26 protein-coding genes are annotated in these 25,774 nt (G+C 42.6%); 9 read left to right on the top strand and 17 right to left on the bottom strand.

Going from position 1 to position 25,774, the window contains the following annotated elements:
* The first annotated feature begins 14 nt into the window (after positions 1 to 14).
* Entirely contained in the window at positions 15 to 1,199 is a 1,185-nt protein-coding gene (gene nagA / locus ITG09_15180; GenBank protein ID UPR51992.1) for an N-acetylglucosamine-6-phosphate deacetylase, read from the top strand.
* Between the two features lie 204 nt (positions 1,200 to 1,403).
* Here nagA and ITG09_15175 read toward each other — a convergent pair whose 3' ends face one another.
* A complete protein-coding gene (locus ITG09_15175) occupies positions 1,404 to 2,261 on the bottom strand; it encodes a MurR/RpiR family transcriptional regulator (protein UPR51991.1) in 858 nt (285 codons plus the stop codon).
* Positions 2,262 to 2,554: 293 nt separating this feature from the next.
* On the opposite strand from ITG09_15175, the gene ITG09_15170 reads away from it, so the two are divergent.
* Positions 2,555 to 3,445 carry a dihydrodipicolinate synthase family protein gene (locus ITG09_15170; protein UPR51990.1) on the top strand — a complete coding sequence of 297 codons (891 nt, stop codon included), beginning with the start codon at positions 2,555 to 2,557 and terminating at the stop codon, positions 3,443 to 3,445.
* 290 nt (positions 3,446 to 3,735) lie between these two features.
* Here ITG09_15170 and ITG09_15165 read toward each other — a convergent pair whose 3' ends face one another.
* Entirely contained in the window at positions 3,736 to 3,882 is a 147-nt protein-coding gene (locus ITG09_15165; protein UPR51989.1) for a hypothetical protein, read from the bottom strand.
* Between the two features lie 681 nt (positions 3,883 to 4,563).
* Here ITG09_15165 and ITG09_15160 point away from each other — a divergent pair.
* Positions 4,564 to 6,330: an exo-alpha-sialidase gene (locus ITG09_15160; protein ID UPR51988.1), complete on the top strand. Its 1,767-nt coding sequence runs from the start codon at positions 4,564 to 4,566 to the stop codon at positions 6,328 to 6,330.
* A gap of 567 nt (positions 6,331 to 6,897) precedes the next feature.
* On the opposite strand, the gene ITG09_15155 is transcribed toward ITG09_15160, so the two are convergent.
* The 3 genes from ITG09_15155 to ITG09_15145 form a co-directional block, all read right to left on the bottom strand.
* The gene (locus ITG09_15155) at positions 6,898 to 7,185 is read right to left on the bottom strand and encodes a hypothetical protein (GenBank protein UPR51987.1); all 288 of its coding nucleotides are present in this window, start codon (positions 7,183 to 7,185) and stop codon (positions 6,898 to 6,900) included.
* Positions 7,186 to 7,289: 104 nt separating this feature from the next.
* Positions 7,290 to 8,669, bottom strand: a complete 1,380-nt coding sequence (locus ITG09_15150) for a DEAD/DEAH box helicase family protein (GenBank protein UPR51986.1) — start codon at positions 8,667 to 8,669, stop codon at positions 7,290 to 7,292.
* Complete coding sequence (locus ITG09_15145; GenBank protein ID UPR53655.1) at positions 8,663 to 9,193, bottom strand: hypothetical protein; 531 nt, start codon at positions 9,191 to 9,193, stop codon at positions 8,663 to 8,665. Before ITG09_15145 ends, ITG09_15150 begins: the two co-directional genes overlap by 7 nt.
* 104 nt (positions 9,194 to 9,297) lie before the next feature.
* On the opposite strand from ITG09_15145, the gene ITG09_15140 reads away from it, so the two are divergent.
* Positions 9,298 to 9,609: a helix-turn-helix transcriptional regulator gene (locus ITG09_15140; GenBank protein UPR51985.1), complete on the top strand. Its 312-nt coding sequence runs from the start codon at positions 9,298 to 9,300 to the stop codon at positions 9,607 to 9,609.
* 214 nt (positions 9,610 to 9,823) lie between these two features.
* Here the strand turns inward: ITG09_15140 and ITG09_15135 are convergent, their stop codons facing one another.
* The 9 genes from ITG09_15135 to ITG09_15095 form a co-directional block, all read right to left on the bottom strand.
* Positions 9,824 to 10,348 (bottom strand): hypothetical protein, encoded by a 525-nt coding sequence (locus ITG09_15135; protein UPR51984.1) that lies wholly within the window; start codon positions 10,346 to 10,348, stop codon positions 9,824 to 9,826.
* Positions 10,345 to 12,705 carry a hypothetical protein gene (locus ITG09_15130; GenBank protein ID UPR51983.1) on the bottom strand — a complete coding sequence of 787 codons (2,361 nt, stop codon included), beginning with the start codon at positions 12,703 to 12,705 and terminating at the stop codon, positions 10,345 to 10,347. The genes ITG09_15135 and ITG09_15130 overlap by 4 nt, the downstream gene beginning before the upstream one ends.
* Positions 12,706 to 12,728: 23 nt before the next feature.
* Positions 12,729 to 13,145 (bottom strand): hypothetical protein, encoded by a 417-nt coding sequence (locus ITG09_15125; protein UPR51982.1) that lies wholly within the window; start codon positions 13,143 to 13,145, stop codon positions 12,729 to 12,731.
* The gene (locus ITG09_15120; GenBank protein ID UPR51981.1) at positions 13,142 to 13,648 is read right to left on the bottom strand and encodes a hypothetical protein; all 507 of its coding nucleotides are present in this window, start codon (positions 13,646 to 13,648) and stop codon (positions 13,142 to 13,144) included. Before ITG09_15120 ends, ITG09_15125 begins: the two co-directional genes overlap by 4 nt.
* A gap of 276 nt (positions 13,649 to 13,924) precedes the next feature.
* Positions 13,925 to 15,223, bottom strand: a complete 1,299-nt coding sequence (locus tag ITG09_15115; GenBank protein ID UPR51980.1) for a hypothetical protein — start codon at positions 15,221 to 15,223, stop codon at positions 13,925 to 13,927.
* 2 nt (positions 15,224 to 15,225) lie between these two features.
* Positions 15,226 to 16,431, bottom strand: a complete 1,206-nt coding sequence (locus ITG09_15110) for a site-specific integrase (GenBank protein ID UPR51979.1) — start codon at positions 16,429 to 16,431, stop codon at positions 15,226 to 15,228.
* A gap of 231 nt (positions 16,432 to 16,662) precedes the next feature.
* Entirely contained in the window at positions 16,663 to 17,283 is a 621-nt protein-coding gene (locus ITG09_15105; protein ID UPR51978.1) for a superoxide dismutase, read from the bottom strand.
* Positions 17,284 to 17,359: 76 nt separating this feature from the next.
* Positions 17,360 to 18,739 (bottom strand): envelope stress sensor histidine kinase CpxA, encoded by a 1,380-nt coding sequence (cpxA, locus tag ITG09_15100; GenBank protein UPR51977.1) that lies wholly within the window; start codon positions 18,737 to 18,739, stop codon positions 17,360 to 17,362.
* Positions 18,739 to 19,428, bottom strand: a complete 690-nt coding sequence (locus tag ITG09_15095) for a response regulator (GenBank protein ID UPR51976.1) — start codon at positions 19,426 to 19,428, stop codon at positions 18,739 to 18,741. Before ITG09_15095 ends, cpxA begins: the two co-directional genes overlap by 1 nt.
* Positions 19,429 to 19,615: 187 nt before the next feature.
* On the opposite strand from ITG09_15095, the gene ITG09_15090 reads away from it, so the two are divergent.
* The 3 genes from ITG09_15090 (at position 19,616) to pfkA (ending at position 22,477) form a co-directional block, all read left to right on the top strand.
* Positions 19,616 to 20,125: a CpxP family protein gene (locus ITG09_15090; protein UPR51975.1), complete on the top strand. Its 510-nt coding sequence runs from the start codon at positions 19,616 to 19,618 to the stop codon at positions 20,123 to 20,125.
* Between the two features lie 163 nt (positions 20,126 to 20,288).
* Positions 20,289 to 21,197 (top strand): CDF family cation-efflux transporter FieF, encoded by a 909-nt coding sequence (fieF, locus tag ITG09_15085; protein ID UPR51974.1) that lies wholly within the window; start codon positions 20,289 to 20,291, stop codon positions 21,195 to 21,197.
* A gap of 317 nt (positions 21,198 to 21,514) precedes the next feature.
* Positions 21,515 to 22,477: a 6-phosphofructokinase gene (pfkA, locus tag ITG09_15080; protein ID UPR51973.1), complete on the top strand. Its 963-nt coding sequence runs from the start codon at positions 21,515 to 21,517 to the stop codon at positions 22,475 to 22,477.
* 149 nt (positions 22,478 to 22,626) lie between these two features.
* On the opposite strand, the gene tpiA is transcribed toward pfkA, so the two are convergent.
* Positions 22,627 to 23,397 carry a triose-phosphate isomerase gene (gene tpiA, locus ITG09_15075; protein UPR51972.1) on the bottom strand — a complete coding sequence of 257 codons (771 nt, stop codon included), beginning with the start codon at positions 23,395 to 23,397 and terminating at the stop codon, positions 22,627 to 22,629.
* Between the two features lie 249 nt (positions 23,398 to 23,646).
* On the opposite strand from tpiA, the gene ITG09_15070 reads away from it, so the two are divergent.
* Positions 23,647 to 23,994: a 5-carboxymethyl-2-hydroxymuconate isomerase gene (locus tag ITG09_15070; protein ID UPR51971.1), complete on the top strand. Its 348-nt coding sequence runs from the start codon at positions 23,647 to 23,649 to the stop codon at positions 23,992 to 23,994.
* A gap of 45 nt (positions 23,995 to 24,039) precedes the next feature.
* The gene (locus ITG09_15065) at positions 24,040 to 24,468 is read left to right on the top strand and encodes a DUF805 domain-containing protein (protein ID UPR51970.1); all 429 of its coding nucleotides are present in this window, start codon (positions 24,040 to 24,042) and stop codon (positions 24,466 to 24,468) included.
* 60 nt (positions 24,469 to 24,528) lie between these two features.
* On the opposite strand, the gene ITG09_15060 is transcribed toward ITG09_15065, so the two are convergent.
* Together ITG09_15060 and ITG09_15055 are read right to left on the bottom strand one after the other, a co-directional pair.
* On the bottom strand, positions 24,529 to 24,876 hold the full coding sequence (locus ITG09_15060) for a DUF3135 domain-containing protein (protein ID UPR51969.1): 348 nt from the start codon (positions 24,874 to 24,876) through the stop codon (positions 24,529 to 24,531).
* A 136-nt stretch (positions 24,877 to 25,012) separates the two neighbouring features.
* On the bottom strand, positions 25,013 to 25,639 hold the full coding sequence (locus tag ITG09_15055) for a transcriptional regulator (GenBank protein ID UPR51968.1): 627 nt from the start codon (positions 25,637 to 25,639) through the stop codon (positions 25,013 to 25,015).
* Between the last annotated feature and the right edge of the window lie 135 nt (positions 25,640 to 25,774).

Here is a 25,774-nt window from a genome sequence, read left to right as displayed (position 1 = left end):
GGTAGTGCATCAATATGGATATAGAGTCCAAAAATACAAATTCGACGAAGTCATCTCCTATATATGTCATTAAAAATGCAAGTTTTTATCGTAATGGTGAGCGATTAGAAAATCAGGTAATTGTTATCGAAGGGGACACGATTACTGAGGTCGCTGATATGGATACAATAGACTCACTTCCTTTCAATGTTATTGACGCAAAGAACCAGTTGGTTAACCCTGGGTTTATCGATCTACAACTTAATGGGTGTGGCGGCGTGTTATTCAATACAGACATATCGAGCGATACCTTGAAAACCATGAACGAGACAAACGTTCAATACGGCGTAACGCAATTTCTCCCTACTTTGATTACCAGCGAGGAGCAATCTCTCAAACAGGCCCTTGATCTAATGGCGAGTATAAAAAGTGCAGAAAAAGTGGGTGTATTAGGTTTGCACTTAGAAGGGCCGTTTATCAATGCTGAAAGAAAAGGTGCTCATCAATCGCAATTTATTCGTGAGTTAGATATTGCTACTGCCAACTACCTTATTGAAAACCAGAAGCACATTTCGGTGTTAACGGTCGCGCCAGAAAACGTTAGTCAAAAGGTTTTAGATCTACTCAATGAATCATCGATTACTGTATCTATGGGTCATACCGATGCGACGTACAATCAACTCATTGCGAAAGAAGGCATAAAAATGGCAACGCATTTATATAATGCCATGTCACCACTCACCAATCGTGAGCCAGGGGCGGTAGGTTATGTGTTCAACAAAAAACCACACGCGGGCATTATTGCTGATGGTATTCATGTTGATTACTCCTCACTAAAGATTGCTCGCGAGCTCTTGGGTGAAAAGCTATTTCTAGTAACTGATGCAGTCACACCTGCGGGTACAGACTTAACTGAATTTGATATGGCGGGAATGCAAGCTTTTGTCACTAATGGGAAGTGTCATTATGAAGATGGAACAATTGCCGGCGCAGCGATCACCATGAATCAGAGTATTCTAAACTTGATTGAATACGCGGATGTGCCATTGCCTGAAGCGTTGAATATGGCATCGCTCTACCCTGCAGAGTCCATTGGTGTGGATGATCGCTATGGAAAAATAGAGAAAGGATACAAAGCCAATCTAGTTTTTTTAGATGATGAGCTAAAAGTCAACCGTACCATTCAAATGGGCGAATTAGTATATCAGCGGGCAAACTAGAAATAAAATAGACGTTCTTACCATAATGTTTGAACGCCTAATGCCAAGATAAAAAGTCAATATTATCGATATTGGCTTTCTTCTGTGAATATAGAAAGCTACAGGTTTCCCTGTAGATGAATGTCAATACGCGTTAGCGTTGTCTCGGTAAGTATCTCGGGTATGCCCTCTGAGGAATATTTGTAAAAAAGGGAATGAAGGGGATTAACTTAATGCTTTTGTGGTTTTTAGTTTGATATCGTGAGTGCCAGATATGTCTTTTTGAACCAATAGAGCGTACATAAGGTCGAGAACAAACAGTTGCGATATCTTAGTGCCTATCGAATCACCTTGTAGTTGCCCTTGACGGTTACCATTAACGAGCACGTTATCGGCGTATTTGGTAATAGCTGAGCGGGGGTTGTGCGTGATAGCAATGGTTGCCGCCCCGTTCTCTTTTGCTAGCTTCAGTACCTTGGTCGTTTCCTCTGAATCACCAGAGTGACTGATACCAATAGCAACGTCGCCCGGCTGTAACAAGGAGGCTTTGATATACATAAAGTGGTTGTTGGTATAAGCATCAACATTAAGTCCGATACGTATAAACTTATATTTGGCACTTTCCGCTGAGATGCCAGAAGAGCCAACACCGAAGAAATAGATGGCCTTTCCTTCCTTTACAATTTCTGAGGCTTTTTCTAACTGCGTGAAGTTGAGTAGATTTAATGTCTCTGACAGTACCTGATCGATCGATGATTGTAGCTTTTTACCAATGATCTCGGAACTGTCGTCTTCCGTTACATCTGTATCGAGTATCGTTGGTTCCGTTGCTTGAGTCGTTGAAACTTCTATCGCCAGCTGTAATTTAAAGTCTTGATAGCCGCTAAAACCGAGAGTGCGACAGAAGCGAATAACGGTCGCGTCTCCAGTATTGACCTCAACGGAGAGGTCCGCAATCGAGAGCTTACTGATTTTAGCGGGGTTAGATGATACATAATCTGCAATACGCTTTGCTGAGGGGGTAAGGCTATTATAAAGGCTACCCATGGTATCTATGATGTTGCCAGCTCGAATTTGTGCCATATAGAGTGTACTCGACGTTAAGCATTGATTGTATGTATTCTCACACAATAAGTATTTTATTTGAAGTTAAACTCCGAATTTATTGTAATCAGTAAGCCTTAGTTGAAGAGGCGTTATAAGGGGGACTCAAACATTAATCTAAACCGACATCACATTTATAGTCTTTTCTATTACGGTTTTTATTGAATAGTGGAACTTCACTCCATAGTATGAGTTCAGCTCCACTTTTTGCTTTAATTATGAAGTTTGACTTCAATGAGACTAAATGTACGTTGGTACAGACTGAGGAAACCATGAAAAAATTATCGGGTCTAATAGCAGCACCGCACACACCGTTTAACACAGACAACCAAGTCAACTTTGAAGAGATTGACAATATTGCTGTTCATTTGATTAAGGATGGCGTTAAAGGTATCTACATTTGTGGAACGACGGGGGAAGGGATCCACTGTAGCGTTGAAGAAAGAAAACTGATTGCTGAACGTTGGGTTTCTGCAACCAATGGAAAAATGGATATCATTGTACATACTGGCGCATTAAGCATTGTTGATACGCTAGAGTTAACCAAGCACGCAGATACGCTTGATATTTTAGCGACATCAGCTATTGGCCCTTGTTTTTTTAAACCTGGTAGCGTGAATGAGCTTGTTGAGTATTGTGCTTCCGTTGCAGCAGCTGCGCCTTCAAAAGGTTTTTACTATTACCACTCAGGTATGTCAGGCGTAAATGTTGATATGGAAGAGTTTTTAATAGCAGCGGATAAACGTATTCCTAACCTATCGGGTTTGAAATTCAATAGCGGTGACTTATATGAATACCAACGCTGTTTACGTGCATGCGATGGTAAATTTGATATTCCATGGGGTGTTGACGAGTTCTTACCTGGAGCTCTTGCTGTTGGTGCTAAAAGTGCGGTTGGCAGTACTTATAATTATGCAGCAAAGCATTTTAATTCAATTATTGAAGCATTTGAAGCTGGTCAACATGATGTCGTGATTAGCAAAATGGATAATGTTATTGCATTGATCCGGGTACTTGTTGAATTTGGCGGTGTATCTGCAGGAAAAGCTGCTATGGCACTTCATAATATTGATGCGGGCGATGCTCGTTTGCCATTATTGCCACTTACACCAGAACAGAAAGAAATTGTTGTAAATAATATGAATGAAGCCGGTTTCAAATAAATAAATCATTTACCGGAGAGCTAACCTCCGGCTTTGTTGTTTTGAAAGTACACGGCACATGAACCTATGAAGCGATACAAAAGGTAGTAGTGAATCGATATCTTGCTCTGCTTTCGTTAGTTCTTTTATTCACTTGACTTATAATTGTTAAGAATAAAACAGTTAGCTTTCTCGATCTCGACGATGCTATAAAACATTGCTCACATCAGCACTGTTTGGTGTTTTAGATAATAGCTAATTTTTTCTGCCAATGCCTTGCACTATTGTTTTTCATGCTCGTTTAAATCGAGTTAGCTAACCTCACGAGGCAAGGTCTTAGCAAAAAAGGAGAGGGGGCGTTTGCCGCGATTTTTCTTTGTGGTAGTCGTCACCTCAACTTCTTCTTCCATCACGACTTTAATCAGCTTCGTTGAAGAAGTTACCTTGTGATTCATCATAAGGCTTTAACTCCTCTAGCGTATAGCGAACTGGAGAACGAAGGCGAATTTGAGTTGCTGAAGTAAGGATTGACGGTCTTGTTTCCGCAGTAATTCCTTTTGTGTTTGCTCGGCCATCAGTACTTTTAGCATCACTTGTAGCTCGGCAGCGTCTTGACTTTCTGGACTTGGGAATTTGTGGTCTTTCGGCTATTTCAGCTCAAAAAAATCCGACAGACTCAGGTTGGCTGTTATTTGGAATGAAGCCGTTTTGCCATTTATTCTCCGGTCAGTGTCGGTGCAGACCGACATCATTACGTCTGTCGTGACAAAACCGTCATCGAACCTTTTAAGATCTCTAAACCACATCAGTGCTCATCAAAAATGACAAGTCAAATTACCGTTAGTGAATGGTTACTAGGTAATGATTTAATGTCATTAAATAACAATTTCTTAAGATTTTGATTTTCAATATTTGTAAGGTTTTTTTACATAATACTTGAGGCCAGATCTCATTCCTTTCTATTTTACGAATAAAGTCGTGAAGCAAAGCTCCATTGTGGTGTTTTTGTATTGAAATAATTCTTCATCGTTACATTATAGGGGGGATTCGCATGTTTGGGTTTTATTTGGAGTTTAATTTCAAACTGAACTGTGTCTAATTTGAATATTTCGTTATCTGGTTAAATCTTTGGAGAAAAAATGAAGTTACATAAGTTTATTGTGTTGTCTCTACTTATTCCACAGGCTGTATTGGCGAGTACTGAAAATATCCAACCTCCAGAAATAGTTGGGGTTCCCCCTGCCGATGCAGGCAGAGGGTTAGTTCGCGCTAGTGAGAATGAAATTCGCCACTATAATGGTGGGGAAGGTTATGATGGCCGAAAAGTGCTGGTCAGTAATGATAATGGTCTTACATGGCAAGAAAGCTTGGCGTCAGCATCTTACCCACCTAACTTTGGCGGAATTCCGATTGAATCCCCTGCTATTGTTCCTAACCCAAATACTGGAGAATATATTCGAGTCCAGCCAATCAATGGCTACGTTTTTATTTCCAGTGGAGGGCTTGATGGCGAGTGGGGCGCTGTGACTAAAGGTGGCCAACTTGACTATAACTGGAAGCAAAGTGACAAAGAGAACTACCTGACCCTTGGTGGCATAATGCGTAGTCCAACTTTCGTTAATAATGGTCAACGTATTTTAATTCCATCACATGATATGCGCGTAGGCACAACATTACATATTTCAGATGATGGCGGTCTAACTTGGCGCGCTTCTCAAGATATAATATCAGCACCACCGCATGAAAAAGACGAGATCCACCAAGGTGTGCGATGGCGTAATAGTGGCGTTGAAGGTTCTATTGTAGAGCTTAGGGACGGACGCCTTTGGATTCTTATTCGTACTTCTCAAGACCAGTACTACGAAGCGTTCTCGTCAGACTATGGTGATACATGGACAGAATCACAGCCTTCACGTTTTTTCGGTACTCTGACGATGCCAACCATTGGCCGCTTGAAGGATGGGCGTCTACTAGCGCTATGGACAAATACGATGCCCTTGCCTGAACACAAAGGAACCCAAGATGATATGTGGGAAGATGTATTTACCAATCGTGACTCGCACCATGCTGCAATCTCTAACAACGATGGTAAAACATGGACTGGATTTCGAGAAGTTATCCTAGATGAACACCGCAATAGAGACGATTATGCACTCTTTGAAGGTCAGGGTGATCGGGGTAAGCAGCAAAGTGAATTTGTCGAATTGGATGAGCATCGCGTTCTTATTTCAGTTGGGCAACATAAAGAACATCGCCGTTTGATGATTATGGACACGCGTTGGCTTTATGAAAAAGAACGCAGTGACCATTTTGAAAATGGTCTAGGAAATTGGACCGTTCATAGCTATATCCCGGAGGTTAGAGGCCACGTCAGTTACGATCGTAAACAATCGTCTCACCTTGTCGATCTTATCGATAAGCCTGAACATAAAGCGCTGCAAATTAAGAGAGTGAGTGATTCGGAACTAATTCATATAGACAATGACCTGAATTATGAAAAAGGCGGTGCGACTTGGAATTTCCCGAACGGAAAGAACGGTCGAGTTGATATCCGCTTCATGTTAAAGGAGCATAGTGGCGGTACTCAAATCAGTCTCGCTGATCGCTTGTTCAATGCTGTCGATGAAACAGCGCTTCACTATTCAATGTATACATTAAATGTTGCACCAGGGGAGAAGATTGGTGATCACGAACTTGAAGCAAACCGTTGGTATACTCTTAGCTTAGATTGGAATGGTGTAAAGAAAAACTCGACAAGTCGAGTCTTATTAGATGGTAAAGTCTTAAAAAGACTAACAATTAATAACACCAGCCCAAATGGCATTAGCTACCTCCACTTTATATCGACAAGCCAAGATGATGATGAGGGAATGTTAATTAAATCGGTACAGGCTTCGGTTAAATAATAAATATTTTAAGAATTATCTATGAGAAGATTCCCCGGGCATGCCCGGGGTACTTACCGTGACAACGCTAAAGCGTTGACCAAAATTACAAACAGCTTACGCTGTAATTTGGGAATTGGCATTCATCCACGGGTAACCCCGTGGTTTTCTGTATTCACAGAATAAAAAATGAGCCACTGATAGTGAGTGAGCTGGCTTATTTGAGCTAGTTGTCCCGTCCTGAAATGTGTTTATACATTGAGTGGACCACTTCAATCCCTACTTACATTAAACGCACTCAGCGCTGAGGGAACCCCTCATAACTCCCCCCAACACATTTTACCTTTACGGGTGATGCTCTCTTGCCACAGAAAGCAAGATTCCAGGTGGTTTTAACTTCACATCGCAACCTGCGCATCGCAACTTGCGATGTGAGTGGCCACTTAAGAAATATCAGCGTAAAGATTAAGTTATTTTCTTTTAAATTAATGATTTAAATTCAATGTGTTATGACGTTACTGATAAATTATCCTTCGACTGAAAGAGGGGCGTATAAAAAAGTTCTCCGGAATAGAGAGCTTTGATGGGTTATCGGTAGTATTGTTTTTGACGCTTCGAGTTATGCTTCCAACTTTTTGCTGGGCCATACACATACGACGGGTAGTCGTCCCATGGGTTAGCTAACGCTTTTCCTCGCGCGGCACGCAGTTTAATCGGGTAACCTCTACACTCAACCTTGTGAAGAAAGTAGTAGCTCTTTTCCTGCTTGGTAGAAAAGTGCTTATGAGTTCCACTGCGAACGCTTGGATAAAGATCCCAAAGATATTGGCGCTGGTATTTTATACGGTTCCGGTACTGCTGTTTTAGCTTTTTCATTTACCCTCCAGGTTTGCATTACCTAGAAGGGGTCCTTTGCAAAGTAATTCATTCCGGCCTCCCCAATGTGCCTTTAGTGAAATTGTAGCCTATGGTTTCTTCAACTACATGGAAGAGAAAGCCGAGATCACTCTCTGTTTAAATGCCCCAAGTCGAAGCTCATCAAACGTCCCTACTGTTCCATAGAGACTATTTGAACTGTCTGTACTGCTTTCCCAAGATACTGTTGTTCTCCCACTGTTTTGGGACTCAAGCGGAAGCGCGACACTTAAGCTATTTCCTCGACCAGAGAACTCTGTTTCGATAGGTTTCCCCATACTTACATAGAGACAAGGCTCAGGAATATCTTGTTCAATCCTTTCAGAAAACTCAATCAGACTTTGTTCAGCAAAAGTGAATAACCACGCTTGTTGGTTTATTGTATTATTCACACGAAGTATTCTTCCGAGCACCTGCCTGAAATACAATTCCGTTTTGACTGAACTCATATGGCAACATACTTGAAGGCGCGGAATATCAGTACCCTCACTGATCATACCTACACTAACAATCCATTGTGCGTCGCTTTGTCGATAACGCTCTATTTCTGCTAGCGGTTCTTCATGTCGATAAGTGACGATAGAAACGGTTTGCCCAAGTTTTTGAGATAGTATCTCTTTGATTGTTTGCGCATGTTGAACCGACGCTGCAACAATCAGCCCACCGGCATTGGGGGATCTGATACGTACTTTTTCTAACCGCTCACATCCTAAACCGAGTAGATATTCCATCGCCTCTTGGTTGTGAATAACACTCTGGTAGGATGCTTTTGTCTGTTTAAGCATCTCTAATATTGATGAAAAGGATTCGACTTTTTCGCAACTACTAACAGACAAGTGTTCATTATCAACCAAGACGATTTTAGGCGTTCTACAAACTCCATCAGCAATAGCTTGTTCAAGAGTGTATTGGTAATCGACAAGAAGCAGTCCGTCTGGGTCGCTGTACTCACCCATGACAATGGGTAAAGAATCTGAACGCCACGGTGTACCTGAAAGTGCGAGGGTAAAAGTAGCAAGCCCTTGAATCTTTGTGAGAACTTGCTGCCCCCAAATGTTCGCATTTTCAACCTCAGAGCCAGAGCAATGGTGTATTTCATCAAAAACAACAAAGACCCTGTGATTCCGCAATGTTTGCCAAAACTCATCATTGAGGAACTGGATAGATTGGTATGTTAAAGATTGCCCTATAGCTCCCATACCACCATTAAATGTGCAATTAAGTATCGATGAAAAGGTTCTTTTTATACCATCAGAAACTGTCAATGATGGCGAGAAGCACAATACAAGATCTACCATGTCACTTTGTAGCAGTCTTGACGCAATAGTAGCGGCAAGCACTGTCTTACCAGCCCCTGGTGTAGCTTGGCAAAAGAAATGGGAGCCGTTGGATTGATATTTTTTCAACGCTCTGTCAGAGCATTCACCTTGCCATTCCCTTAACACGGTTCATCTTCTTCATAGAGAGTATTAAGAACCCTTGTTAAAACATTCACTTTACCGAGCAATAAAGCGGCGCGATCTTTAGCTTCCTGATGCAAAGGGGCCAGTTTATTTTTTAGCTCAGGAAATCGGGATGTAATCGACTGATACTCGTCAATCTCCCCAAGTACGATCTCAAGTTCACCCTTATATTCATTGAGTTCACAGTTCAAAATGGAATAGTTTTGAATAGGTATTTGAGGTTTTATATCCGCTTGATTATTCGTGGTTACATTGTCATACAACGCTTTGAATTGATCCGCTTGAAAGTAACGTTTTTCCCGGCCATAGCCCTCACTTCGCAGCCAACTTTTCTTTTCAAAATTAAAAATTGCTCGGTACACCTTTTTGCGAGCTTCGGCAGAGTCGGAGTCCACATTATCAAGTGATAGCCACAAATCTCTCGCTTCTAGCACGGTGAACCCATCTAACCCATTCTCTATCAATAACTTGTGCATGACCGCACTAATTCTTCGAGCCCGTTTCATTTCCAAAATTACACCAACCAAAAAACTAAGGATTGCTTAGTATACAGAAATCCATAAAACTAAGAAAATCTTAGTTAACTTGAGCTCAGAGAAATGAAATCTAAGTGTCATTTAAAAACCCAATCCCAGAGCGACTCAAACAAGCTCGAAAAAAAGCAAAACTCTCTCAAAAAGCCTTGGGAGAAAGCATAGGTATGGATGCCAGTTCAGCAAGCCCTCGAATGAATCAATACGAGAAAGGCAAGCATGCCCCAGATGTTCAAACCTTAAAACTTATCGCTGATGAGCTTGGTGTGCCGCTCAATTATTTCTTCTGTGAAGATGAAAGTTCTGCTGAGTTAGCATGTATTGTGTCTCAAATGACGGAGAGTGAAAGAAGGAAACTCATTACATTACTTAGCGAAAATAAAGGCTAAAGAAAAGAGGGGATGACCTAAACTTCATGATTCAATTTGTTGTGGGTTTTGAGGTGAATAAGTGTTTAAAAATATCGAGACATCTTCTATAACGATGCAGGTTGTTATCAGCTACCCTGTATCGTTATAGATCCAGTTTTGACTGATACAATTGTTAAAGTTTGACAGTATTAGGTACATCTAATTTCTCGCAACTTTCTACGCAATAATTCCGCTACCCCTTTAGGCCGAGTATTTGTTTCACTGGTAATGATAGTTCAGAGATTCTGTTGAGCCATATTGACTCGGTGTTTCGTCGTCTTTCTTTTTCTAGCTCTTTTTCTAACTGTTGGCATTTCTTTAGTAGCTCATCATGGGTTTTCCCCGAGTTACCTTTAGCTTTATTATTAAGATAGGTATTTACCTGTTGTTCTTTTGCTTTCAAAAGTTTCTTGTTGCTATTGTTTAGCGCATCACGGAAACCTACGGCCCACTTTGATCCTTTCGTTGGATCGAGCGTTGCGGGTTTTACCTCAATGGAATTGGCCACATCGCTGACCCTGATTTGCCAAAGGCTTGATTTGGTAAAGTCGGAGGGTTTTCTGTGTTTTATGATGTGGTTTTTTCGTTGAGCTTCAAGCGCTAGTAGGGTGCGCCAAGCCTCGATAGATTTATTTTTTGGAGATACCCAATTAGGTAGCTCTTCAGGTTGTTGTTTACATTCGTGTTGAGCTTGCTGTAGAAGTAGGCTGAGACTCATAATGCGTCCTCTTTTGTATTTAGGGCACTTTGTAGCGTGTCCATGATCGTTGGAGCCACCTTTAGACGTTGAAGTTGCTTGAGTGCATTTCTAACTGTCATCATGGCAGGCTCACGCCATGCCGTTGGGACCCCTGGGGTTTCTAGGACTTTTACATCATTGGCGATACCAAGTAAGATTCCTTGTATATTTCCTTCTTGGATTAGATTATTACTACACCCAAGGCATAACCCCGGGCAAGCGTTCTGCCTTTGAGGGATACCGTCAACAGCGCATTTGGCGCGGTGCTGGTTACGCTTGAGTAAAATGCAGAACCCCCAAGGATTAGCTTTGATGTCTTGAATCTCTTCTTGAGCAAATTGAACTATTGATCTGTCGAGGTGGTTGGGAGAGGTCACATGAGTCTTTGCAAATACTCTGCGTAATATTGTGTCAAGCTTACCGGCAAAACCTTTGCCTGATCTCCTTAGATGATTCTGCAGTAAAGAACTTATAACACGCCTTTTTACTGTGTCATGCTGCCGCCTATTATCCTTATCGCGAATATAAGCAAGCCACATATTTTGGCTTATATGCTTAAACTGGGAGCGTATCATCCAGCCAGCATCTCCATCGAAGCGGCGATACACAGCTTCAGCCCACATATGACGAAATGTATGTGCGGTAGGGTATAGGCACCCTCCAACCAATTCGTTAACCACCTCCCTACTGTAGTCTGCTGAAAATTTATTCTTATTAGCGTGGGTCCTTATGTCCTGTTTAGTGCTTGTTGAAAGGTATTTTTCTAACAAATTATGTACGTGTTTTGGTAGTTTGCCATCGCAATAATTTTTTAAGAGACCTCTTCGGTTATTATTATCTATGAAAAAAATCACGCGAGATTTTTCTTTACGAGCCCTTCGTCGTACTTCTACAAGTAGGTTATCTTGCTGCAAGCTAGGCCAATCTTCATTGAGGCTTTCTGCTGCTAACATTTTAAGTTGCAGCTGTTCACTCTGTTTTAAAACTTGATGACAAGCCAGTTTACGCAGCGCAACTAAGGCTTCAGCTTTGTCTAGTTGGATAAACGGAGCATAATAATCCACGAAGTGTCCCCACATAGACTTCACGCGGTTTTTAATAAAGGTTGCTGATAGGTTGGGATCTTTAATTTGTTTATGTTGACTCGGATAAAGGCAAGGTCTCAGAGTGTCAGCATTTACAAGTTGTGCTAATTGTTGAGATATGAGGAAGGTACTATGAGTAATCTCTCGAGAAAGCTTAGTTTTATTGTTGGTTTTAGGTACTTCCCACTTGACTGTATACCGCCATGGGCAGGTGAATTGATCCAATAAATCGCGATTACGGGCTATATGAATGTCTTGTATTGACCAGCCATACTCTGACTCACGCCAACCTGTTAGAGCGACAACGTAGGTTAAACCTGAATCAATAACCTTTCTAATTAATTCATGCAAATAAGTAGAACGACGGGAGCTCGAGATCTCCAGTCCAAGGTTACTAAACCAAGCAACAGAGGGGAATTCTACATCAATATCTTCACTCAAAAGCCCCCATCTTCGCTTTAGCCAAGCTTTAATATAATCCGAATCAACACTTACTTTTAACCTTGGCTCGACCACTTCATTTATCCACTTGTCATGTAGCTCTCTCGTTTCTGTTGTACATGGGTAATGTTCATCGTCCAGTTCTGGTAGGTATATGGTGACGATATGGCGCAACCAGTCCTGTTCATCATCATTCGCACAATCGAAGTTAAGCTCTTTTGCTAGTTCAAGGATTTCGAGGGTGCTGAGTAATGCCTCTCTTACTTTCAGTGAACGAAGGTGCTTAGAAAAAATGTCTTTCGTTGCCGATTGTATTTGTAATAGTGTCCTGTCATTTATCTTACGGTATCCTGTTGTTGAGTTGTGTATGAGGCTTTTGGGCAATTGCTCAATCTCTCGCCCTATTAGAAAGTGTGAAATGACAGTTTGAGCTCTATAAGTGCTGACACCAGCCATGCCAGCAATAGATTTAGTATCTTGTAGGGTTAGACTGAGTGCAGTAGCTAAAGCGATATGTTGAGAAAAAAAAGTATGGCAGTGTTCAATATAGTGTCGTCCGTAATCAAGTGGCAAACGGTTGAGGGTGCCACCTTTCTTCCAATCGGCATAAGTTAACTCGCCGGAAGATACTGTATTTATAGTTTCTTTCCATGCTTTTTTCAGGACATTAGAAGAGAAGAAACTAGTAAACCCAAGCTCCTTTAAACCTAGTTGCTGTAATGTTAGTTGCCACTCTCTTAGGTTGATAGCTTCGAAAGAACGAGGTGTTAAGCGGCGTACTGGCGTACCTATTTCAGAGATATTGTGCATTATTAGGTACTCAAATAACCCGATCAGGTCACTTTTTTTATAGGTTGAAGTACCTGTGTGTTTACTGCCTCCTTCTGCTCGGGTTTTATAGATAAGGCTAAATTTTTTTGATGTTGGTCACGTTCAGCCAGCCAAAACATCCATTTGACTATTAAGTTAAAGTTATTACGAAGTGAATTTTTATGGTGTTGTGCTTTGATAATGTCGAGAAATAAGAGCCGAGCTAACCAATGTGGTTTAATCCCAAGTTTCTGAGACCACTCTGATTTATGGTTCTCTAGTCCATAGATACCTGAAAAGTTGAGGACCAAACCATCGAATACCCATTGCTTGGCGTCTAAATCACTAGTGCAGCCCATGTTTATCAAGCGTTGTTGTAATTCACTTGTTGAGTAAGCATGATGATTTGCATTTATTGGTAAAGCTATTGGAGTCATCATATGCTCCCACTTCCTTGTATTTGGTTCTCAAATAGGGGGGGCAGTACTTCATGTAGTTTTTTATAGCTCTTTTTCCCCAAGCGAATGGTTTTCGGGCTAAGACCATTGTTAAGTAATGATGACATCCATTCAGCATCAGGTAGAACGGTCCGCTCGAAATATTGTAACGCATGCTCAATGAGCCGATTGGCCTGACGTTCGGCTTCTGACAAATAGTGTAAGAAGTAAACTACAGTTTCAGGTGTATCCCATACGATGTGGAGGCTCTGCTTATCACTTGTCGTCATCTCCTCGGTCGAGGTCGTGATAACTTGTCCGAGAGGGTTTATACGCACTTCTTGGTTGGCTGTCTCTTGCATTATTTGGGTCTGCAGCCGACGCTCTCGGGCTAAGTTAAGTGCAGTATTGATGTTTGGTTTATAAGCATGGTGCTCAATATCATCAAGTACAATTCGAGTAATCCGGCCATTCTGGTTTACCCATTCTTTGTTTTGATCTGTCATATAACCAGTTTTCTCTGTGCCTATTGAATGCGAGTTGATATTAATAAGGTCACCATCACGGTACCGGTCACTGCGTGCTTGGACTGAACTTGTCTTAATTGCAGAAAGCCCAAACATTGATTGCGGTAATGGGCGAGCTACTTTATTTCGATAGGTTTCGATGTCGTAACTTTGCTGATTTTTAAGTGCTGCTTTACTCCAAATGGGGTATGAAGAGCTGCTATGGTGTGCAATAGTTAAATAGAGATGACGGAAGTCATCACTAATCGATCGGGCCTAGAGTTGTGTTTGGATAAATTCGGATAGAACAGGAAGCTCCAATAATTGGGTCAACGATCCATTCATAGTCTTACTTGATAAGGGGCTGAAATTTTTATGCGTCTGCTTATTAGGGAATAATAACTGTTTGCTATTAGGAGAATTTTTCAGGTAGGTGATTAGAGCTTTGGCCTCAATGAGCGTCGCCTCCAGAAATTGAGGTTCTTGGATACCGCTTCTGCCTTTGTAGTAAACACACTGAACTCCTGTAGGGCGGTTCTGTTTGTTATAATGAATGCAAAAGTTATTAGGTGTTAGCTTAGAAATATCATTAGGTTGAATAGTCTGCCACGCACATAACCAAGCTGCTAATAATTGCTCCAATGGACTGTTCGTTTCTAGATATTCAGGAGAAAATAGACTTGGCTTTCTGATGAATTCAGTGCGTTTCCCATCAACTTTACCTAAAAAACAGACTTCTTGGTCGTTATTAAGTCGCAATTTTACTTCTTCAAATGCTATAGGGTTTACAAAATCAGTAAGTAATAACTCGAGGGATCCTACGGGTAGATCTTTAGAATTTTTGTGCACTATGGTGAGTAACTCACGGCAGTAATGTTTATCACGCTGTCTTGATGCTAGCCCTTTGTCGAACTTATTTAGGCAAGGGGAATCACTTATCAGTTTTCTTATTGCAGATTTGACTCGGCTCACCCAAAGCAATGTACTAGAAATTGTAACACTAAAGCTTGCCATCAATCGTTTCGGACTTTCCATTGCTAACCAGGTACTTTGACCTACGATAGGTTGCAACCAATCTATTTGAGCGAACCAAGCTGTTAAAGTGTCAGGTACACGTGGTTCAATATTTGATATGTGGGTTTTTTGGGTAAGTAACTTAATATAGTTTTGCTGTTGTGTTGTTAAGGTATTATCAGTCAAGCTTTCTCTTAACATTATTTGCAGCGAATGTAACCCTGAGGACTGGGGTTTAACCTTAACTTCATTGACACGGTACGCTTGATATTCGTTGAGTAAATCTAAACGGTTAGTATTGTTCACTTCATGCTTGTTTAGCCATGTTAAGAAGGCACTAATGTTATTTCTGTAGTTGCGCTGAGAGTGAGCCCCTAATGTCTGCCACCACTCTGAAATGAGTATCCTACAGGTTGCTTGATAAAGTGTTTTAGCATCGATACTTCGATTGTCAAAAAGGATTGCTTTATTATTGATAAATAGGTGGGTGTGGTTAGTAATCAACCGTTCTGTTGGTTGTGACAGGGTCTGGTCGAACTCATTAGGAAGAACCTTACTCATACTTATTCCTTGTGTTCGCGATTTAGCATCACAATACGAAGGCGTATATATCTTTTTACCGTGGTAGACCCTTCACTGTGGCGGAGTCGTTGGCGCACAACTTCAAGCGCTGCACTTTCGGAACGGGTTTCTTGGCCTTCAGGGTTTAGTAGCTCATCATGATATAGTTTGGTCGCAAACGAGTGACGAAGATCGTGGTAGCTAAGTGATTGATTAATTTGTGGTAATTGCGTTCTTGCTTTTCTAAAAGTTGTAGTGGCTTGTCTCCTACCAATAGGAAGGCCCTTCCCTTGTGGGTCGTCACGAACGAATAATGTCGGGCTATCGTACCCAGATTCGGATACTATGGCTGCTCTATCTAAGTCATGGTACTCCTTAATCTTCTGGAGTAATTCTCGGTCAATGTAGATTTTACCAGTTCTCCCACCCTTGGTATATTTCCCTCGAAGGGTGTATTCCCACTCCATCTTCTCTGGCCGGGATTCAAGCTCTTTAAACATTGAGCGTAAGCCTTGATGTGTTTCGTAGTCATTAAGCTCAAGTCCAGTATTTTCTTCTGCCCGTAACCCCACTTCATATCCTAGCTGAAGTAATAGCTTGTCACGTTTACATGGGCACACACGTAACAGGTCGTTGTATTCATAGCTAGAGACATAGTTAATCTTGAGTGGTCGTGTATCTTTTTCAGCCATGTACTGTTTGGTTTTTCGATAAATAGTTGTTGGTCGATTATTATCTTTTTCCCAAACACCTAAAGCACATAGAAAATTGCAATATGCGGCAATTCCTGATTGATGTGCTTTGAGAGACTCAGGTGACTTTAATTGTTCTGGCAGTACCTCATTGAGGTAATGATTGAGATAGCGGGTAGTCAGATTTTCAGTGCGGTGAATGCTTAGATCTGGGTTTTTGTTGATATGTTTGAGTAATTTAAACACATGGCCAACATAATTTTCCAGTGTATTTTCTGTTATTGGCTCGGCCTTAAAAGCAGTCTCTACGTTCAGCACCTTTTTACGTGAGAGTGAGGAGCCACAATTGCTGCGTTGGCCTGATGTGTGCCACCCCCAAACTTCCAAGGTTACTGCAATTTGTACCAACCACAAGCTAGGTAAAATAACAGGCTCGTAATCGTCATCATAATAAACATGTAGTCTTTGTATGTTGATACCATCGATTTCTACATCATGGTAAAGGTTTTTATACATGAGCATTTACACAGTAGTTATGTAATCTTAATAGCCTAGTATGGAGGGGGAGGTTGTGCCAATAAAACCTAAAAAAATTGCCATTAAGGCTGGGGGGCTATTATACCCGTATTGGGTGCAATTTCAGGTTCGTATAGAGCGATATCAAACATGTTGGTTCACAAGAATAATCAAAGATAGCCAGAGTATACGGTGGCAAGCTGAGTGAGTACAGTTCACCACCGTCACCATTCACTTAAGCTGGTTTGCTAATGCTTGCGCGTAGTTTTCAGATACGGCATTCCAATTCACCACGTTCCACCATGCATTGATGTAATCAGGACGACGGTTTTGGTAGCTGATGTAGTAGGCGTGTTCCCAAACATCCAGTGCAAGAATCGGTTCGCCATCACTCGCCACGGTATCCATCCACGGGTTGTCTTGGTTCGAGGTTGAGATGATCTTCAGTTGTCCTTGCTCTACCACTAGCCAAGCGAAGCCAGAGCCAAATGTATTGATCGCTGCTTGAGCGAACTGATCTTGGAAAGTCTCGAAATCTCCGAATGTGCTCTTGATAGCATTACCAAGCTCACCAGTTGGTTCACCTCCGCCGTCTTGAGACATGCAATTCCAATATAAGATGTGGTTGTAGTAGCCGCCACCATTGTTGCGCACGGCAGGGCTGTGCTGCGAGATGTTAGCGAAGATCTCGGTCAGAGATTGCTGTTCTAGTTCGCTGCCAGAAACTGCCGCAACAAACTTATCGTAGTAGGTTCTGTGGTGCTTGCTGTAATGCACTTCCATTGTTTTAGCATCAATGTAAGGTTCTAGGGCATCGTAAGCGTAGGGTAAAGCAGGGAAAGTGTGCGACATGGTAAATCCTCCATAATTAGAGGATTTACCATAATGATAATAGCAATCATTATCAACTGTGATCTTTGTGGGGGTATTACACCGGTAAGATAGGCAGGGTGATTTCGAGCTGTAATCCACCTAGCTGGCTACGGCTTGCCGTGATGGTTCCGCTGTGCTGACGAATCGCACTTTCAGTAATGGTTAACCCGAGCCCTGTGCCGCCAGAGTTTCTATCACGTGCTGTTGAGACTCGGTAGAAAGGTCTGAAGATAGAATCCAGTTCATCCTCTGGAACACCATCACCATTATCATTGACGCAAATTGTTAGCTGATCTTGAACCACATGGAATTGCACATCCACTTGGTCTTTACCGTAGTAGATGGCATTGCGTGTAATGTTGTCTAGCGCACTCATCAGCAGTTTAGGGTTACCCGAAATAGAGCGTTCTGGGATCTCCGAAAACGTTAGCAATTTGCCCATCTGTTCAGCTTCAAACTCTGCGTCTTTTAAGATCTCTTCCCACAAGCTCGAGATAGGTTGAACCTCACGAGTAATATGGCTATCGACCTGCATACGAGATAACGTCAGTAGCTCACTGATCATCTGTTCCAAACGCTGTGCTTCGGTATCAATACGTTCTAATTCTTGGCTTTCACCTTGTTTACGAATCGCTAATGCATTGGCCATGCGAAGGCGTGTTAGTGGAGAACGGAGCTCATGTGAGATATCAGAAAGCAGGCGTTGCTGTCCTGAAATCATCTGGTTTACCGCTTCGACCATCTGGTTAAAGCTTTCACCCGCTTGTCTAAACTCTGAGGTACCTTTTTCGAGTGTTGGATCGACCTCAAATTGGCCTTTCGCCACGCGCTGCGCTGCGCGTTCTAGCCTGCGAGCAGGTTGACTTAGTGCCCAAGCGAGCCAAAGCAATAGCGGGGTACTCGCCAGCATAACTGCGAGCAGTAACTGCAAAGGTTTATCAAACAGACGTAACAAGAATGGCGGTGTTTGGTTCCACTTCACTCCGACATACATTAACAATTCTTCGTTGGCGAGAGTAACCGGTACTGGCCCTGCGACCATGTAATGCCCGTAGAGCTTTTGTTTAGGTACTTCTTGGTTATCTATTGAGGTAACAAAGTTACGAATCGCTTTAAGCTTGTAGTCCGAATGTCTTTTGGAGGTGAGGACTGCTCCCTCAATATCCGTTAAGTATATACTTGGACGAGAATCCTTACGGCTGCGTGGTGCCTCAAGTTGGAAGACAATCTTGCCTAAATTAGGTTCTTTGGCGTAGCGCTTTTCTGTGATTTTGGCGATACGCTCGAGTTTAGCTAGGTGATCTGCGGGCACATCGCGCGCGACTCGCGGGTCTAAATGGGGAAGTGACAGTACCGACAAAAGCACCAGTAACATGGTGAACCAAAAGATAGCAAAGATACGTCCATATAAGCTGGTGATTTTAGGGATACGCATTAATCCTCCTCTACCAACAAGTAGCCACGACCTCGTAAGGTTTTGATACGTGATTTACCGTCACTGCGCTCGGGAATCTTCTTACGCAGGTTGGAGATGTGCATGTCTATCGCACGGTCAAAGGCTGCGAGTCTTTTACCTAGCACATCTAAGCTCAATGCTTCTTTAGTGATTACTTGTCCCGGATTTTGGATCAGGTGGCTCAACAGAGCGAATTCTGTGGTGGTGAGGTCGATGAGTTCGCCATTACAGTATGCTTCTTGTTTGCCTGGGAATACTTCAATGTCTTGATATTGAATTCTATCACTGGCCGCTTTAGGTGCTGCGGTAGTCTGCGTTCGGCGCAAGATGGCTCGAATACGCGCTAGCAACTCTCGGTCACTGAAAGGCTTAGGTAGGTAATCGTCTGCGCCAAGCTCAAGGCCTATCACACGGTCGATTTCTTCGCCTTTAGCGGTCAGCATTAGCACTGGTGTTTCCCAATTTTCTCTCAGTTTCTTTAGTGTCTCCATGCCATTAAGACGCGGCATCATCACATCTAAAAGAATCAGGTCAATCTCATCATTGATAGCTTCAAGTCCTGCATAGCCATCATTGGCTTCGGAAACAGTGAAGCCCTCAAAGCTCAGAATGTCTTTGAGTAAGCTGGTTAACTCGGTGTCGTCATCAATAAGAAGAATGTTCGCCATTGGGAAGCCTTAATCGGTTATCTACTATTTACGGGTTAATAATACTGCTAATTATTCGTCAACTTTCACTCTTTACGATTCTTTACGCTTTCTAAACGTCACTTTACGAGGGAAAGACTAATCTATATTCAAGCGCTGAAAAACAGACGCAACACATGACTTATTATACCGAATTGAGGCAACAATTATGAAAATGACTAAGAAACTTGTATTAGCAGCTGCGGCACTTCCACTTATTTTTGGTACAGCAAGCGCATATGCTTACGGTGGTGGTGATAAAGGCGACCACAAAGGCATGCACGGTAAATGTGGCGGCTTCGATAAAAAAGTGATGCGTCAGCTAGACCTAACTGATGCTCAAAAAACAGAACTAAAAGAGATGCGTGAAGCGAACCGCGCTGAGATGAAGGAAAAACACTCAGGCAATAAAGCGGACAAGATGGCGAAAATGAAAGCGCATCACGAGAAAGTTCAAGCATTAGTACTTGCAGACAACTTTGACGAAGCGGCAGCAAACGACCTAGCAAGCCAAATGGTTGAGAAGCAAACTGAGCGTCGCGTAGCAATGCTTAAGAAGCAACATGAAATGATGAGCGTACTAACGGCTGAGCAAAAGACTCAACTAAAAGAAATCCAACAAGAGCGCATGACTAAGTGTGCTGACAAAATGGAAAAACGCATGAACAAAGACAAGTAATTCGAGCTTGATAAAGCGGCTTTGAATGAAAGTGTTTAGAAAGAAGCGGCCGTGTGCCGCTTTTTTTGATCCCTAAAAATGAATGTCTTACACCCTAGCTGTCATATTCAATTGGTTGTTTGCAGGTTATACTTTGTGCTATCAGTCACTTTATAGCCAAGTTATGAAACAAGAATACGCACGTTTAGTTACGCTCGCTGCTTGGGCAGCCACCACCATCGCCACTATTTTATTGATAGTGAAAGTCGCAGCATGGTGGGTGACAGGTTCTGTGAGTCTGTTGGCTTCCGTGGTGGATTCAATGTTGGATATCGCGGCCTCTGTCGTTAACCTCATCGTCGTTCGTTACTCTCTACAGCCTGCCGACAAAGAACACACCTTTGGTCATGGTAAGGCCGAATCTCTTGCCGCATTAGCACAGGCGATGTTTATCTCAGGCTCGGCTTGTTTCCTCATTCTTAATGGTATTGAGCGCTTCTTCAGGCCTCATGAACTCAACTCCCCTGAAATCGGTATCTACGTCAGCTTATTCGCTATGATGATGACCTTCGGTTTAGTGCGCTTCCAAAAACACGTGGTGAAGAAAACGGGTAGCCAAGCGATTGCCGCTGACTCACTGCATTATCAATCTGACCTTTATATGAATGCCGCGATTATGCTGGCCTTAGCATTGAGTTGGTTTGGGGTTGGTCAGGCGGACTCAGTATTTGCGGTCGGTATCGGCATCTATATTCTTTACAGCGCTTATCAAATGGCGATGGAAGCGGTTCAGTCTCTGCTTGATCATCAACTGCCGGATGATGAGTTGAAGCAGATAAAAGCGACATCATTGAGCGTGGAAGGCGTGCTGGGTGTACATCAATTACGAACGCGTCGTTCGGGGCCAATTCGCTTCATTCAACTGCATCTAGAATTGGAAGATAATATCCCACTTATTGAAGCGCATCGCATTTCTGACGAAGTAGAGGCTAAGCTTATCTCTGTGTACCCTGATGCTGATGTATTAATTCACCAAGACCCGTATTCGGTGGTATTTGGACCTGAGAAGCAGCAGAAATTCCACTCGTGGTAATGCGTGCTAAAAATTAGCGGGCAAATGGTAAGTGGGTGGCTTTTGAACTAGAGTGAGTAAAAATTACTAACTCTAAGGTGATTCAAAAACCACCTTAGTAACAATTAATGTTGATTCTGATGTGAATCAACAAAGTTATTGAGTAAAACTGTAATACTCTTACAGAAGTAGAAATGTTACATAATTTTACGCGATTTGAGTGCTATTCCTGTTGAGGAAATGTAACATAACGCACAAATATAGATTTAAAATCTTGTTGATATACAATCAGCAAGAACAAGAATTGAATAATAGATTCCCAAAAATCGAGGGTGAGCATGATTAAGAAGATCGGTGTTTTGACCAGTGGTGGTGACGCTCCAGGTATGAACGCAGCAGTTCGCGGCGTTGTTCGTACTGCGTTATCAGTTGGCATTGAAGTTTACGGCATTTACGATGGTTACCAAGGCCTTGTTGAAGACCGTATCGAAAAGCTTGACCGTTCAAGCGTATCTGACGTGATCAACCGTGGTGGTACTTTCTTAGGTTCTGCACGTTTCCCTGAATTTAAAGACGTTGCTGTTCGTGAGAAAGGCATTGAGAACCTTAAGAAGCACGGTATCGAAGCACTTGTTGTTATCGGTGGTGACGGTTCTTACATGGGTGCTAAGAAGCTGACTGAAATGGGTTACCCATGTATCGGTCTTCCAGGCACAATCGATAACGATATCGCGGGTACTGACTACACAATCGGTTACCTAACTGCGCTTAACACTGTTATTGATTCAATTGACCGTCTACGTGACACGTCTTCTTCTCACCAACGTATTTCTATTGTTGAAATCATGGGCCGTCACTGTGGTGACCTTACGCTTATGTCAGCAATCGCGGGTGGTTGTGAGTACATCATTACTCCAGAGACTGGCCTAGATAAAGAACAGCTTATCAGCAATATCCAAGATGGCATTGCTAAAGGTAAGAAGCACGCAATCATCGCTCTAACTGAGCTAATGATGGATGCTAACGAACTGGCTAAAGAGATCGAATCTTCAACAGGTCGTGAAACTCGTGCAACGGTTCTTGGTCACATCCAACGTGGTGGTCGTCCTACTGCATTTGACCGTGTACTGGCTTCTCGCATGGGTAACTACGCTGTTCACCTTCTTCAAGAAGGTCATGGTGGTCGTTGTGTGGGTATCGAGAAAGAAGAACTTGTTCACCACGACATCATCGATTGTATCGAGAACATGCAGAACCCTGACCGTTCTGAGCTGTTCCGTGTTGCAGAAGAGTTGTTCTAAGCCACGCTTAGCGTTCGCTTAAAGAATTTAAAAACCGCTGATTTATCAGCGGTTTTTTTGTGCCTGTCGTTTGAAGTTTCAGGAATGACAGGTACTAAAAAGGCCAACCTAAGTTGACCTTTCATTTAATCTAAACAGTGAAGTTTAAATTAAGCTTTTGCTTCAGCTGCTGCTTTAGCGATAGCTGCGAAGCTTTTCGCGTCTAGAGCTGCGCCGCCAACTAGAGCACCGTCGATGTCTGGTTGTGCGAAGTAAGCTGCTGCGTTTTCTGGCTTAACAGAACCGCCGTATTGGATAACAACTTTCTTAGCAACTTCTTCAGATTTCTCTGCGATGTGTGCACGGATTTGAGCGTGGATGCGTTGTGCATCTTCAGCTGTCGCTGCTTTACCAGTACCGATAGCCCAGATTGGTTCGTAAGCGATGATAGCGCCTTCAAGAGCTTCAACACCTTGAGTGTTGATAACAGCGTCAAGTTGACGAGCACATACTGCAACAGTTTCGCCTGCTTCGTTTTGTGCTTCAGATTCGCCGATACAAAGAACTGGAGTTAGACCGTTCTCTTTTAGGAATGCGAATTTCTTAGCTACGAACTCATCTGATTCGTTGTGGTATTCACGACGCTCAGAGTGACCGATGATGATGTGAGATGCGCCGAACTCTTTAAGCATTGCTGGAGACATGTCGCCAGTGAATGCACCGCTGTTGTTTAGGTCAGAGTTTTGAGCACCTAGGATGATCGCGCTGCCCGCTTCAGTAAGCGTACGTTCTGCAAGATCAATGAAAAGTGCTGGTGGAGCAACTGCTACGTCTACGCCTGTTACGCCTTCAAGTTCAGCGTTAAGACCGTTTAGTAGATCAACAACCATTTCTTTGCTGCCGTTTAGTTTCCAGTTACCCATAACTACAGGATGACGCATAGGAATATCTCCAAAGTATTTAAAAAAATCGAATGTAAAAAAGTAAACTTTATTACGAAATAATATAACAGATTAATATCAACAGATCATGACTGTGGTCATGACTTTCTTGGATCTTACTCAATGGTCAGAGTAGATTCTGAGCAAATATCAGTGATCCGGCAGACAGAATAATAGCTAACTTCTCGGATTTTTCATCGTTAGTTGTTATTAAGGGACAAACGATTGCGTTAACAACAGGAAGTAACAATGCCGAATCTAGTTCTAGAGTACTCAAATTCAGTGGATGAGCGAGTGAATATCCAAGGCTTACTGGAAGATCTCCATCAAGTCGCTCTCACATGTGGCTTGTTTGATGTGCCGTCAGTGAAGTCTCGTTCACTGCGTTGCCATAATTGGTTGGTCGGTGAGGAGGAAGATAGTGTAGACTTTATTCATATCAGCTTTGAGTTACTTTCGGGACGAACGGAAGAGCAAAAGCGTGAATTGTCACGATCGTTAATGCAGATCCTGCAAGAACAAGCGAGTCATGTAAGAAGCTTAACGGTGAATATTCGTGATATGGATAAAAGTTGCTTTCAAAAAGTAATAAACTAACCATTGCTGCTGACTTTTAGCGGTGTATAAATTTGAGTATTTAAGATGTCGATGAAAGAATTACTGCTCTCTTTCAAGGGGAGGATTGGTCGTAAGACTTACTGGATTTGGAATGTTTTCTACTATGTAGCGATTACTGGTTTTGCTTCCGGTATTTCTGTTCTGTTCCCTGCATATTCCTATATCCTGCTACCAATCTTTCTACTGTTGCTGGTTATCCCGGATCTTGCAATTACCGCTAAACGCTGGCACGACCGCAATAAGTCGAACTACTGGCTGTTGTTGAACGTGCCACTGGTGCTTGGGCGTTTGGCTTCGCCAATGGTAGCAACGACAACAGAGTCGGTGTCGCCAGTTCACATGGCAGCAACGGTTGCAGCATTAGTATGTGGTTTGTGGATTCTGATTGAGTGTGGCTTGTTGAAAGGCACTGAAGGCCGTAATGACTACGGCGAAGACCCATGTAAATATTGATCAATGAATAGATAGAAGGGAGCATTACGCTCCCTTTTTCTTTTTAATACTTTGCTACTTTTAGTACATTTTAGGTTCGGTATTCGGCTTAAAAGGCACGACATTTTCAGGTAGAGATTCTTCAAAGCCGCAGCGCCCTTCGAGCGCCTCTTGGAACTTACAAACCTGACAGCGTAGCTCTTGCATAAGCACGACATTGGCATGATGTGGATTTTTACAACGGCTAACCACTAAGTCGATGTGACTTTGTTGTGCGCGAAGTCGGTCTTGCATCACGTCTGAAGCCGAACAAATCATCTGTTCGCACATCTCGTGTTTGAATTGATTGAATGCTTTCGGATCGCTTTTCGCGAGTTGGACAAGTTCATCAAAGGGTGGCAGTTTTTGAGTGGGTTGTGGATGTGCCATCATTCCTTCCTTAGCATTAAGCATGTTTCATATGCTATAAGCTTAAGAAAGAATTCTGTGCAAATTTTGTTCTATTGGCATTTTCTCAATATTGAGACGAGATCAGTGGCTTGGCGCTAGGCTTTAGTGTTTGGGATTACGATAAAGGTGTGGGTGTTAAAGTGTAAGTACAACGTCGCTCACCAGCAATAATGTGCTCAGTGCGACTCACGTGGCACTCATCTTTTAGTAACTCAGTAAACACATTGAGTTCAGATTGGCACAGGCTAGGGCAGCGAGTTGCAGCCTTGCAGATAGGGCAGTGGTTCTCAATCAAGATGTAGTGGTCATCATGCTCTTGAAGCTCAGCCATGTAGCCTTCGTCTTCACGAAGTTGGGTGAGTTTTTTAAGCTTGCTGATAAGTGAATCACAGTCAGACAGCGCAGTTTGATACTGCTTGAGTGTGTGTTGTTCACGCTCGGCAGCAACCTTAGCCAGTCCTTCTTTACCAAATAGATTTTCTACAGCATCAATCACTTGAATGGTGAGTTCACCATGTCGGTCTGCAAATTGGCTATGGCCTTGTTGAGTCAGGGACCAGTGGCGAGTCGGGCGACCCACTTTCACTTTCACATCATGAAACGCAAGAATACCGTCATCTTCCAGGCTTTGCAGATGTTGTCTTGCACCCATTGTCGTCATGCCAAATTCTTCTGACAGTTGTTTCGCGGTTACCGCGCCTTGACGCTTAATGGTCTGTAAGATTTTGTCGCTTGTTTTCATACTATCCCTACCTCATGAACCTTACTATTATGAGGCAAGGTGTTTATAAAGCAAACCATTTACTATATTGATGATGATTTACTCTATAGATAGCGTTTTACTCGATCGGCAGCCATGGTGAGATTCTGGTGCACC

Source organism: Vibrio cyclitrophicus, from assembly GCA_023206055.1.
Lineage (GTDB): Bacteria > Pseudomonadota > Gammaproteobacteria > Enterobacterales > Vibrionaceae > Vibrio > Vibrio cyclitrophicus_A.
This window is presented reverse-complemented; position numbering and strand designations above follow the sequence as displayed.